Consider the following 11558-nt stretch of genomic DNA (forward strand, 5'->3'; position numbering starts at 1 on the left):
GTCCTTCTTCCAGTGAATCAATGTGCTGCGGGCGCATTGCCCGCAGCGGGTTGTTGTAAAGTCGTCAAGGCGTCCACCACACGCTCCATCTTCATGAAGCGCGAGCCTTTCGCGAGATACGTTGCGTTGCTGCCGTAACCTGCGCGAATGAGCGCCGCGATCATTCCGGCGATGTCATCGAAGTGCGTCGCGGTCTGCTTCAATGCCTTTGCGTTGAATGCGTTCACCGAATCGACACTGGCGGCGCCGAGTGCGAAGAGCGCATCGATGCCGCGCTCGGCCGCATACGCGCCGACTTCCCGATGAAACGCCGGACCTTCCTCGCCGACCTCGCCCATGTCGCCCATCACGAGCACGCGAGGCGTTGGTTGCGATGCGAGTACGTCGATCGCGGCGCGCATCGAATCGGGATTCGAGTTGTACGTGTCGTCGATGACGGTCGCGCCCGCGAGCGCACCGAGGATCGCGCGCTTCACTTGCAGACGGCCCTTCACCGGCTGGAACGTTTCGAGGCCGCGCTTGATCGCATCGAGCGAGACGCCCGCGGCGAGCGCGGCTGCGGTGGCGGCCATCGCGTTGCGCGCGTTGTGTTCGCCGAGCACGTTCAAGGCGACATCGAGCGCGCCTTGCGGCGTCTGCATGCGAACGGTCGTGCCTTCGAGCGTGCCGGTGACGGCTGCCCTGGACGCGTCATCCGTGAGCGCGAAGTCGATGATCGGGTTGTCCGTCGCGGCGGTACGCCAGAAGACGGCGTATTGATCGTCCGCGGGAAATACGGCCGTGCCCGTCTCACCGAGCGCGTGGATCACCGACGCATGTTCGAGCGCGACCGCTTCGACCGTCGCCATGAACTCCTGATGCTCGCGCTGTGCGTTGTTGACCACGGCGACATCCGGCGCCGCGATCTTGCCGAGCACTTCCGTTTCGCCCGGATGATTCATGCCGAGCTCGACGACCGCGAGCTTGTGCGACGCATTCAGGCGGAACAGCGTGAGCGGCAAGCCGATGTCGTTGTTGAAGTTGCCAGCCGTCGCGAGACGCGATTCCTCGCCGACCGCGGCCGTGAAGATCGACGCGATCATCTCCTTGACCGTCGTCTTGCCGTTGCTGCCCGTGACCGCGACGAGCGGCATCGTGAAGCGCTTGCGCCAGCCGTGCGCCAACGCACCGAGCGCGGCGCGCGTGTCCTCTACCTTGATGACAGGAAGCGGCCAGGCATCGGCATTGCTCGGACCGCGTGAAACGAGCGCCGCGGCCGCGCCGCTCTTCGCCACCTGATCGAGAAAATCATGCGCATCGAAGCGATCGCCCCGCACCGCGACGAACAGGTCACCGGCCTGGACACCGCGGCTGTCCGTGACGATGCGCTCGATGGCCACGTTTTCATCGCCGTTCAGGATGGCGCCGGGAATCATCGCGGCGGCGCGCGCCAAGGTGAACATCGTCATTCGCCACCTCCGCGCTGTTGCGTGGCGCGTGCGGCAAGTGCGAGCCGCGCGTGATCCTGATCCGAGAACGCGCGCTTCTTGCCCATGATTTCCTGCGTGGCTTCGTGTCCTTTTCCCGCGAGCACGACGACATCCTCGCGCGCCGCCGAGCGGATCGCCTGCAGGATCGCGCTCGCGCGGTCTTCGATGCGGCGCGCCTTGGCGGCGTCGGTCATGCCGGCTGCGATCTGATCGATAATGGCTTGCGGATCTTCGCTGCGCGGGTTGTCGCTCGTGATGACGACCTGATCCGCGAGGCGCTCCGCGATCTCGCCCATCAGCGGGCGCTTGGTCGCATCGCGGTCGCCGCCGCAGCCGAACATGCAGACGAGTTCGCCGCCGCGCGCCTGCGCGATCGGGCGCAGCGCGGCGAGCGTTTTGTCGAGCGCATCGGGCGTGTGTGCGTAGTCGATCACGACTAGCGGTTCATCGCTCTGAATTCGTCCGCCGAGACGCTCCATGCGCCCGTTGACGGATTCGAGCTTCTCGATGCGCGCGATGGCGGCGTCGAACGGCACACCGACTTCGAGCAGCACGCCGAGCACCGAAAGCAGATTGCTCACGTTGAACGTGCCGAGCGTGGCCACTTCGACATCGGCTTCGCCCCAGTCGGACGACAAGTGAAACGCGGTGCCCGTGGCGGTCGCGCGGACTTGCGTCGCGAGCAGCATCGCGTCGGCGCTCGGCGCGGCATCGGCGGGCATTTCGACGCCATAGGCAATCGTGCGCACATTGCCGCGCAGCGATTCGATCAGACGCCGGCCCGCCGCATCGTCGCGATTGACGATCGCCGTCTTGAGCGACGGCCACGCGAAGAGGCGCGCCTTCGCTGCTTCGTAGGCGTCGAAGGTGCCGTGGTAATCGAGATGATCCTGCGTGAGATTGGTGAAAATGGCGATGTCGAAATCGACGCCATTCACGCGGCCCTGATGCAGCGCATGCGACGACACTTCCATTGCGACGCCTTCCGCACCTTGGCGCTTCAGTTGCGCGAGATTGCGCTGCAATTGCGGCGCGTCGGGCGTGGTGAAGCCGCTATGCACGAGCTTGCCCGGCAGGCCGATGCCGAGTGTGCCGACGATCGCGCACGGACGGCCGAGCGCCGTCAGCGCCGTGGCGATCCACTGGCTGCACGAGGTCTTTCCGTTCGTGCCAGTCACGCCGACGGTCAGCATCGACGCCGTGGGCTCGCCGTACCACGCGGCCGCGATCGGGCCCGCAAGCTCGTTCAGCGCCTTCACGCCGAGCGTCTTCGATGCATCGGGCTTACCCGCGAAATTCTCCGGCTGATAGAGCGCCGCGGCCGCGCCCGCGGCGAGCGCCGCGTCGATATACCGGCGGTTGTCCGCGCCGTCGACAGCATAGGCGAGGAACACGTCGCCGCTTTTGAGCGAGCGCGTGTCGGCGTGCAGTTGCGCCTCGGGCTGTGCGTGCGTGCGCAGCCATTGAACGGCATGTGATACGTCCTTTTGCATCTTGCTCTGTCGGGCCTGCGCGCTCATCGCACGACTCCCGGGTGCGTCTTCGTGTTGCTCGACACCGCGACTTTCTTCGCGGTGGTCGCGTTGTTCCTGTTCGCCGGCTGCTGGGCGGCCGGTTGTGCGGCGGAGTTCGAGTCGTCCGTCACGACCATCTGCTTGACCGGCATGTCAGGCGGTACGTTCAGCGCGCGCAGCGTATCGCCGACGATGCCCGAGAACACCGGCCCCGATACCTGACCGCCGAAGTGGCTGCCGACCGTCGGCTCGTCGACCGATACCGCCACGACGATGCGCGGATTCGGCATCGGCCCCATGCCGACAAACGATGCGCGGTACTTCGAATGGTCGTAGCCGTGACCGCCGTGCTTGTACGCCGTGCCCGACTTGCCGCCGACGCGATAGCCCGGCACGGCCGCATCCGGCGACGTGCCGCCCTTCGCCGTCACGGTTTCGAGCATCGCGCGCACTTGTCGCGCGGTCGTCGGCGCGAACACCTGCTGACCGATCGGCGGCTGATCGCCGGGCGTGCGGAAAATCGAGACCGGCAAAATGGTGCCGTCGTTGGCGATCGCCGTGTACGCGCGCGCCAGTTGAAACAGCGATGCCGACAAGCCGTAACCGTAGGACATCGTCGCCTGCTCGATGCGCCGCCAGCTTTTCCACGGCCGCAGGCGTCCCGTCACGGCGCCCGGAAAACCGACCTTCGGCGCCTGACCGAGCCCGATGCTCGTGTACATGTTCCACATTTCTTCAGGGCGCAATTGCATCGCAATTTTGGTCGCGCCGATATTGCTCGACTTCTGAATCACGCCCCCGACAGTCAGCGTGCCGAAACCGGAATCGTCCGTGATGCGCGCGCCGTCGAGCACGAACACGCCGCCGCCCGTTTCCACGAGCGTATTCGGCGTCACCCGATGCAGATCGAGCGCGAGCGAAACGGTGAACGGCTTCATGATCGAGCCCGGCTCGAATGTGTCCGTGAGGATGCGGTTGCGCAACTGCTCGCCCGTCATGCGCGAGCGGTCGTTCGGGTTGTAGGTGGGATAGTTGACGAGCGCGAGCACCTCGCCCGTTTTCACGTCGATCACGATCGCCGCGCCTGCCTTCGCCTTCGACTTCTCGACGGCCGCCTTCAGATTCGTGTACGCGATGTACTGAATTTTGCTGTCGATCGAGAGTTCGACATCCGTGCCATTGTGCGGCACGACCTGCTCGTCGACGTCCTCGACGATGTGGCCCATGCGATCCTTGATGACGCGGCGCATGCCCGGCGTGCCGGCGAGGACGTGCTGGTCGCCGAGTTCGACGCCTTCCTGTCCCTTGTCTTCAATATTAGTAAAGCCGATCAGGTGCGCGGTGATTTCGCCTTCCGGATAGAAGCGCTTGTATTCGCCGCGCGAATAGATGCCGGGAATATCGAGCGCGGCGACCTTTTGCGCGACTTCGAGCGACACTTGGCGCTTCACGTAGACGAACGTTTTGTCCATCGAGAGCTTCGCGCGCAGCTCTTTTTCCGGCATTTCGAGCAGTTTGGACAGTTGCGCGAATTTGTCCGCGCCCAGATCGTTCGGCACGGCTTCGGGAATCGCCCAGATTGCCTTTACCGGCAGGCTCGTCGCGAGCACGAGGCCGTTGCGGTCGCGAATCTGGCCGCGCGTCGCCGGCATTTCGAGCGTGCGCTGGTAGCGGCTCTCGCCCTGCTTCTTAAAGAACGCGTTGCCCGGACCCTGGATCCAGAACGCGCGTGCGGCGAGCGCGACGAACGCCATGAAAAGCAGGAACACGACGAACTTCGAGCGCCACATCGGCAGGCGCACGGCGAGCAGCGGGTTCGGCGTATGAGCGACGTCTTTCTGCTTCGCGGATTTTTTCATCGCTTGGCTCCGCGTGCAGGCGGCGCCGACGCCGGCAGGGGCGGCGGCATGGGTGCGTCGGCGGCCTTGCCGGTCGCCGTGTCGTAGGTGAGATATTGCGTGCGGCCGGTCGTCACGGGCTGCATTTTCAATGAGCTAGTGGCCAACTGCTCGATGCGCGAGGTCTTCGAGAGCGCGCTCTGCTGATACTGCAACTGCGCGTAATCCTGCTGAAGCTGGCGCTCCTGCGACTGCGCCCGCTGCAGGTCGATGAATATCTCCCGCTGCTGATTCGTCGAGCTGACGACCGACAGCGCGCACGCGAGCACGACGATCAACAGGAAGATATTGAGACGGTTCATGGCGCGATCCGCTCGGCGATACGCATCACCGCAGACCGGGCGCGGGGATTGTCGGCGACTTCGGCATCACTCGGAAACACGCGGCCGACCACGCGCAGCGGCGGGCTGGGAAGATCGACCGCGCGGATCGGCAAGCGACGGTCCACCGCCGGCGCGCTCGCGTGCGCCTGCATGAACCGTTTGACGATCCGGTCTTCGAGTGAATGAAAGCTGATCACGACCAGCCGCCCCCCTTGCTCCAACAATGCCAATGCCGACTCGAGTACTACTTGCAGCTCCGCAAGCTCTTGATTGACGTGAATCCGTATAGCCTGAAAGGTGCGAGTTGCCGGGTCCTTGCCCTTTTCACGGGTTTTGACGACGTGACCCACGATTTCGGCAAGCTCGCTCGTGCTGTCGAGAGGCCCAAGACGGTCGGACTCTGCCCGGCGAGCAACAAGCGCCTTTGCAATCTGAAAAGCAAACCGTTCTTCCCCATAATCTCTGATGACCTCCGTGATTTCCTGCACCGTGGCCCGTGCGAGCCACTCGGCCGCCGACTCGCCGCGAGTCGGGTCCATCCTCATGTCGAGCGGACCTTCTGCGCGGAAGCTGAAGCCGCGCTCCGGGTCGTCCACCTGCGGCGACGACACGCCAAGATCCAGCAACACGCCCGACACCCGCCCGACGCCGCGCTCGTTCGCCGCATCGCGCAAAGCCGCGAAGCTGTCGTGCACGATCGAGAAACGCGAGTCTTGAATCTGTTGCGCCGTGGCGATTGCAAGAGGATCCTTGTCGAAGGCGATGAGTTGCCCCGCTTCACCCAACCGCTCCAGGATCGCCCGGCTGTGACCGCCGCGTCCGAACGTGCCGTCTATATAGATGCCGTCCGTGCGCGTGATCAGCCCATCCACCGCTTCCTTCAGCAACACCGTGCGATGCTGCAGTTCTTTTCCCGACGACTTCGCCATGTCCTTCAGCGCCGCGTCAGAAAGTGAAATTCTTCAGCGCTTCGGGCATGCCCTGCGCCATCGCCGCCGCTTCCTTCGCGGCGTAGGTCTGCGAGTCCCACAGTTCGAAGTGCGCGCCCATGCCGAGCAAGGTCACCTCTTTTTCCAGCGACGCGGCAGCGCGCAGCTCGGGCGAGACCAGCACGCGCCCGGCGCTGTCGAGTTCGACATCCATTGCATTACCGAGAAAGATGCGCCGCCACCACATGGCTTCCACCGGAAGCGCGGCGACCTTGACGCGAAAGACTTCCCACTCCGGGCGAGGAAAGAGCAACAGGCATCCATCCGGGCTCTTCGTGAGCGTCACCCGGCCTTCTGCCTGCCCTTGCAGCGCTTCCCGATAGCGCGACGGAATCGACATCCGTCCTTTCGCATCGAGCGTCAGCGCCGACGCCCCTTGGAACACTCGCCCTCTCCCCGTTTCGGACGCCCACCCAGACATCCGTCCCACCCACTTTTGCCCAGAAATGGCTTTTGAATCACACAAAAGACCACTTTCTCACACTGTCTCCCACTTTAGAGGAACGCATTTCCTCGGTCAAGACGCGTAACTTTTTTTCGAATGCTTTTTATTCGCTAGAACAAGGACTTAGCGCGGGAGCTTGAAGTGACGGCGAAAGAGAAAACCGTTATGAATTAGAGAGCTATTGCGGGATGTGAAGGTACTACGTGAAATGAGCAGCAGAAATGAGGGAAATGTAACGGTTCTTCTGACCGATTTATGGTCTCATCGCGGGTTCGAGCGGTAAGCCTCGACAAACCGGCTGCGCGATCGATCGAGGCGTTCGGCGAACTATATGTAATAGGCCGTGCGCGTCATCACCTTGGAGGCGGCACGCATCAGCGCGCGTACCGGAAACGGCACTTCGCCGCCGCCCGCGCCGATTGCCGCGGCGGCGTGCGCGCTTTCATCGAGACGCATTTGCTCGACGATCGCGCGCGACGCGTGATCGTTCGTCGGCAACGTCTTCATGTGGCCATCGAGATGTTGCTCGACCTGGCGTTCGGTTTCCGCCATGAAGCCGAGACTCGCGCGATCGCCGAAGCGGCCCGCGACGAAACCGATCGCGAGCGCACCCGCGTACCAGAGCGGGTTCAACAAGCTCGGCCGCGATTCTAGATCCTTCAACCGTGTCGATGTCCACGCGAGATGATCTTCTTCCTCGCGCGCCGCTCGCTCGAAGCTCGCCTTGAGCTCGGGCGAATTCGTGGCGAGCTTCTGCGCCTGATACAGCGCCTGCGCGCAAACTTCGCCGACGTGGTTCACACGCATCAAGCCGGCCGAGTGCGCGCGCTCCTTCTCCGTGAGTTGCGATTCCTCCGAGCGGAGATCGCCCTGCATGTCTGAAGCGGATGTCGCCGATTCGGGGATGGGCCGCGACATGCGACTCACGCCGGTCATGGAGCGCAAGCCTCGATCGAACTCGCTGATGACTTCATCGAGCGTCATGTTGTCACCTCTCTTCATAGTCCGTGGTCACGGCGTTTGCACGTTGCGGCAAACCTGATTCGCTGGCTCGTCGGCGCCGGTCTGGTATTTCGACCAATAGCCCGGCGAGCATGCGGAGGAAAACGCGGATTTTAGCGCACATCGACGTGCTTCGATGCCGCGCAGGCTTGTCAGGGCTAGGCTTCGGCAGTCGAGGTTCTTCCCGACAAAAGGCTACGGACTGCCTTGCAATTGCCGCTTCTATCGCCCGAAAACGTCCCTTCTCATGCGCCCGTTTTGGTAATTAGGGCAAACACGAGTCGCAAAAATCCTGCAAAACCAACATTTTAGCGCCTGTTGCGTAAACGTCACATCGGTTCGGCGGATCATCCCCTTTTCCTTTGTCCGCCAAAGCCTTCTTGTTACATTACGTGTCAACTTCATTTAGAAGCCCGGCAGGGACCGTCAACACACTGGCGCTAAGAACAGTGACTCTGCCAAAAGTCGCAAACACTCCTTGGAGATCTATTCAATGAAAAAGTCGCTTCTCGCTCTCGCCGCATTGGGCGCATTCGCAGGCGCCGCACATGCCCAGAGCAGCGTGACGCTGTACGGCATCATCGACGCAGGCTTCGCCTACAACAACAACAGCAACGGCCAGAAGCTGTATGCAATGAACAGCGGCAACCTGCAAGGTAGCCGTTGGGGCCTGCGCGGCACGGAAGACCTCGGTGGCGGTCTGAAGGCCATCTTCGTGTTGGAAAACGGCTTCAACGTGTTCAACGGCCAGCTGGGCCAAGGCGGCGACATGTTCGGCCGTCAGGCTTATGTCGGTCTGTCGACGTCGCAATTCGGTACGGTTACCCTGGGTCGTCAGTACGACTCCGTAGTTGACTACACCGGCGCATTCGAAGTCGGTAGCCAGTGGGCGTCGTACTTCGGCGCGCACCCGGGCGACCTGGACAACATGAACAACTCGAATCGCGTGAACAACGCGATCAAGTACACGAGCGCGAACTACGCCGGCTTCACCTTCGGCGGCTTGTATAGCCTCGGCGGCCAGGCGGGCCAGTTCAACCGCAATCAGATTTGGTCGGTTGGCCTGGGCTACTCGCAAGGTCCCCTGCAGTTGGGCGCTGGCTACTTGAACGTCAAGGACCCGAACTACTCGTTCTGGGGCAACAACGCATCGTCGCGCACCGCCACGACGGCCGGTTCGACCTCGAACTTCGGCACGAGCCGCGTGATCAACGGCTACGCTTCGGCGAAGACGCAGCAAGTGATCTCGGCTGGCGGCGCCTACACGTTCGGCGCAGCGACCGTTGGCGCAACGTATAGCAACACGCAGTTCAAGGATCTCGGTTCCGAGCCGGGCACCGGCCTGACGCCCGCGAATGGCTTCACCGGCGGCACGGGCAAGTTCCACAACGCCGAAATCAACTTCAAGTATCAGCTGACCCCGGCTCTGCTGCTGGGCGTGGCGTACGACTACACGAAGGGCTACGGTCTGGGCGATGCCAAGTACCATCAGGGCATGCTCGGCGCGGACTACTTCCTGTCGAAGCGCACGGACGTGTACGTCGATGGTATCTACCAACACGCCAGCGGCACGGACTCGACGAACCGCCCAGCGGTTGCGAACATCAACGGCTTGTCGCCGTCGTCGACGTCGAACCAGGTTGCCGCGGTTGTCGGTATCCGTCACAAGTTCTAATAAGGTCGTAACAAAGCGGCATCCTCTGAAAGGCGCCTTCGGGCGCCTTTTTTTCGTTTCTGCGCGGAAATGGCATGTCGCTGCGTCGCGTGCGCCCAACAAAAAAGCCATCTTGTCGTAAGACGCGATGGCTTTTTTCCCTTCAGACGATGCGGACGCTAAGCGCGCCCGTCGCGCAATTCGCGCCGCAGAATCTTGCCGACGTTGCTCTTCGGCAGCTCGTCACGGAACTCGATCATGCGCGGGCGCTTGTAGCCGGTGAGCCGCTCCTTGCAGTAGGCGATGACGTCGGCTTCCGTCAGGCTCAGATCCTTACGCACGATGAAGAGCTTCACTGCCTCGCCCGACGCCTGGTCCTGCACGCCGACCGCCGCCACTTCGAACACGCCGGGCAGCATAGCGACGACATCCTCGATTTCGTTCGGATACACGTTGAAGCCCGACACGAGAATCATGTCCTTCTTGCGATCGACGATCTTCACGTAGCCGCGCTCATCCAGCACGCCGACGTCGCCCGAACGGAAGAAGCCGTCGTCGGTCATCACCTTCGCCGTTTCATCGGGACGGTTCCAGTAACCCGCCATCACCTGCGGGCCGCGGATGCAGATTTCGCCGGGGTGGCCGAGCGGCACTTCGCGGTTGTCGTCGTCGCGGATGGAGACTTCCGTCGATGGAAGCGGCAAGCCGATCGTGCCTGTGTATTCGGTTGCGGTCACCGGATTGCAGGTCACGCACGGCGACGTCTCGGACAAGCCGTAGCCCTCGATGATCGGTACGCCGGTCGCCGCAAACCAGCGCTTTGCGACGGCTTCCTGAACGGCCATGCCGCCGCCGTTCGCCGCGATGAGCTTGGAGAAATCGAGCTTGCCGAAATCGGGATGATTCAGCAACGCGTTATAGAGCGTGTTCACCGCCGGGAACGTATTGATGGGAACGCCCTTCAACTCCTTGATCGTCCCCGCGATGTCGCGCGGATTCGGAATCAGCACGCCCAGGCCGCCGGTCCGGATCGTCAGCATCCCGCACACCGTCAGCGCGAAGATGTGATACAGCGGCAGCGCAACCACACAAACGAACTGGTCGATGTCCGGGCGGCGCTTGCGGGCCGGATCGAGCCAGACTTCGGACTGCAGCGTGTTCGCGATGATATTGCGATGCGTGAGCGTCGCGCCCTTCGCGACGCCCGTCGTGCCGCCGGTGTATTGCAGGAAGGCGATGTCGCCTGGATTCTGGCTGACGGGTTGAAGCGTGATGCGGCCGCCTTCGTCGAGCGCATCGTTGAAACGGATGCTGCCGGGAAGGCTCCACTCTGGCACCATCTTCTTCACGCGGCGCACCACGAAGTTGACCAATAGCCCCTTCAGGCCCATGAGGTCGCCCATCGCCGCGACGACCACATGCTTGATCGCGGTGTTGCTGACCACGGCCTGAAGCGTGCCGGCGAAGTTCTCAAGAATGACGATCGCTTCCGCGCCGCTGTCCTTGAGCTGATGTTCAAGTTCGCGCGGCGTGTAAAGCGGATTGACGTTGACGACGATGTAGCCGGCGCGCAGCACCGCCGCAATGGCGACGGGATACTGCAAGACGTTCGGCATCATCAACGCGACGCGTGCGCCCGGCTTCATCCCCCGCTTCTGGAACCACGCTGCAAGTTTTCTCGACATTGCGTCGAGCTCGGCATACGTGATTGCCTGACCGAGACACACGAACGCCCGGCGATCGCGATTCGCGCGGAAGCTGTCTTCGAGCAGCTCGGAGACCGACCGATACGCGGAGGCATCGATGGACGCTGGCACGCCGGCCGGGTAAGACTGTAGCCAGGGTTTCTCCATACGGCGTCTCCTTTATATGATTTTAGAATGGTCGTGCGGAAACGAGATCGTAGCTTTTCGGCGGGCCTCCGACAACTAGGTTAGACGCCATACACCAGACTCGTGCGAGCCTGCTCGTGTCATGCGTATCGATCCATCTGTTCCACTTCGACGAGGCAGTCGTAGAACGTCGCCGAAGCTCCGAGATCGGTCAACGCCTGACTCGTCACTTGATTCGCGTTGCAGCCATCCGGCGACAACTTCTTCCACCAGATCGACAAGCCAACGACGACGCCGTCGCGGGGGGGGGGGGGGGGGCGGGCGGGGGGGGGGGGGGGCCCCCCGGGGGTGTTTTTTGGGACGCCCGCGCCCTAGGGGCTAGCTCGGGGTTCGGGGTCGACGGGGGGTTTTTTCAGTTTTATGTTTTTTTTG

10 protein-coding genes are annotated in these 11558 nt (G+C 62.7%); 1 reads left to right on the top strand and 9 read right to left on the bottom strand.

What is annotated here, in order from left to right; translation table 11 throughout:
- Positions 1-17: 17 nt before the first annotated feature.
- From NCS28_RS11800 to coq7, 7 genes are all read right to left on the bottom strand, one after another.
- Positions 18-1448 (bottom strand): UDP-N-acetylmuramoyl-tripeptide--D-alanyl-D-alanine ligase, encoded by a 1431-nt coding sequence (locus NCS28_RS11800; RefSeq protein ID WP_250513993.1) that lies wholly within the window; start codon positions 1446-1448, stop codon positions 18-20.
- A complete protein-coding gene (locus NCS28_RS11805) occupies positions 1445-2989 on the bottom strand; it encodes a UDP-N-acetylmuramoyl-L-alanyl-D-glutamate--2,6-diaminopimelate ligase (RefSeq protein WP_250513994.1) in 1545 nt (514 codons plus the stop codon). The genes NCS28_RS11800 and NCS28_RS11805 overlap by 4 nt, the downstream gene beginning before the upstream one ends.
- Positions 2986-4842 (bottom strand): peptidoglycan D,D-transpeptidase FtsI family protein, encoded by a 1857-nt coding sequence (locus NCS28_RS11810; RefSeq protein WP_250513995.1) that lies wholly within the window; start codon positions 4840-4842, stop codon positions 2986-2988. Before NCS28_RS11810 ends, NCS28_RS11805 begins: the two co-directional genes overlap by 4 nt.
- Positions 4839-5183 (bottom strand): cell division protein FtsL, encoded by a 345-nt coding sequence (ftsL, locus tag NCS28_RS11815; protein WP_250513996.1) that lies wholly within the window; start codon positions 5181-5183, stop codon positions 4839-4841. The genes NCS28_RS11810 and ftsL overlap by 4 nt, the downstream gene beginning before the upstream one ends.
- The gene (gene rsmH, locus NCS28_RS11820; RefSeq protein ID WP_250513997.1) at positions 5180-6133 is read right to left on the bottom strand and encodes a 16S rRNA (cytosine(1402)-N(4))-methyltransferase RsmH; all 954 of its coding nucleotides are present in this window, start codon (positions 6131-6133) and stop codon (positions 5180-5182) included. The genes ftsL and rsmH overlap by 4 nt, the downstream gene beginning before the upstream one ends.
- Positions 6134-6149: 16 nt before the next feature.
- Positions 6150-6578, bottom strand: coding sequence for a division/cell wall cluster transcriptional repressor MraZ (mraZ, locus tag NCS28_RS11825; RefSeq protein WP_250513998.1), 429 nt, complete (start codon positions 6576-6578; stop codon positions 6150-6152).
- A 387-nt stretch (positions 6579-6965) separates the two neighbouring features.
- The gene (gene coq7 / locus NCS28_RS11830) at positions 6966-7622 is read right to left on the bottom strand and encodes a 2-polyprenyl-3-methyl-6-methoxy-1,4-benzoquinone monooxygenase (RefSeq protein WP_250513999.1); all 657 of its coding nucleotides are present in this window, start codon (positions 7620-7622) and stop codon (positions 6966-6968) included.
- Positions 7623-8133: 511 nt separating this feature from the next.
- Between coq7 and NCS28_RS11835 the strand changes: the two genes are divergently transcribed.
- Entirely contained in the window at positions 8134-9315 is a 1182-nt protein-coding gene (locus tag NCS28_RS11835; protein ID WP_250514000.1) for a porin, read from the top strand.
- 158 nt (positions 9316-9473) lie between these two features.
- Here the strand turns inward: NCS28_RS11835 and NCS28_RS11840 are convergent, their stop codons facing one another.
- Together NCS28_RS11840 and NCS28_RS11845 are read right to left on the bottom strand one after the other, a co-directional pair.
- Positions 9474-11147: a long-chain fatty acid--CoA ligase gene (locus NCS28_RS11840; protein WP_250514001.1), complete on the bottom strand. Its 1674-nt coding sequence runs from the start codon at positions 11145-11147 to the stop codon at positions 9474-9476.
- A gap of 119 nt (positions 11148-11266) precedes the next feature.
- Complete coding sequence (locus NCS28_RS11845) at positions 11267-11407, bottom strand: hypothetical protein (RefSeq protein ID WP_250514002.1); 141 nt, start codon at positions 11405-11407, stop codon at positions 11267-11269.
- Positions 11408-11558: the final 151 nt, after the last annotated feature.

This window comes from Caballeronia sp. INDeC2, assembly GCF_023631325.1.
Taxonomy (GTDB): domain Bacteria; phylum Pseudomonadota; class Gammaproteobacteria; order Burkholderiales; family Burkholderiaceae; genus Caballeronia.

Excerpts from the sequence above, each read along its gene's own strand:
- NCS28_RS11805 (WP_250513994.1), bottom strand. The coding sequence starts at position 2,989 with ATGAGCGCGCAGGCCCGACAGAGCAAGATGCAAAAGGACGTATCACAT.
- NCS28_RS11840 (WP_250514001.1), bottom strand. The coding sequence starts at position 11,147 with ATGGAGAAACCCTGGCTACAGTCTTACCCGGCCGGCGTGCCAGCGTCC.
- ftsL (WP_250513996.1), bottom strand. The coding sequence starts at position 5,183 with ATGAACCGTCTCAATATCTTCCTGTTGATCGTCGTGCTCGCGTGCGCG.
- coq7 (WP_250513999.1), bottom strand. The coding sequence starts at position 7,622 with ATGACGCTCGATGAAGTCATCAGCGAGTTCGATCGAGGCTTGCGCTCC.
- NCS28_RS11810 (WP_250513995.1), bottom strand. The coding sequence starts at position 4,842 with ATGAAAAAATCCGCGAAGCAGAAAGACGTCGCTCATACGCCGAACCCG.
- NCS28_RS11835 (WP_250514000.1), top strand. The coding sequence starts at position 8,134 with ATGAAAAAGTCGCTTCTCGCTCTCGCCGCATTGGGCGCATTCGCAGGC.
- NCS28_RS11800 (WP_250513993.1), bottom strand. The coding sequence starts at position 1,448 with ATGACGATGTTCACCTTGGCGCGCGCCGCCGCGATGATTCCCGGCGCC.
- rsmH (WP_250513997.1), bottom strand. The coding sequence starts at position 6,133 with ATGGCGAAGTCGTCGGGAAAAGAACTGCAGCATCGCACGGTGTTGCTG.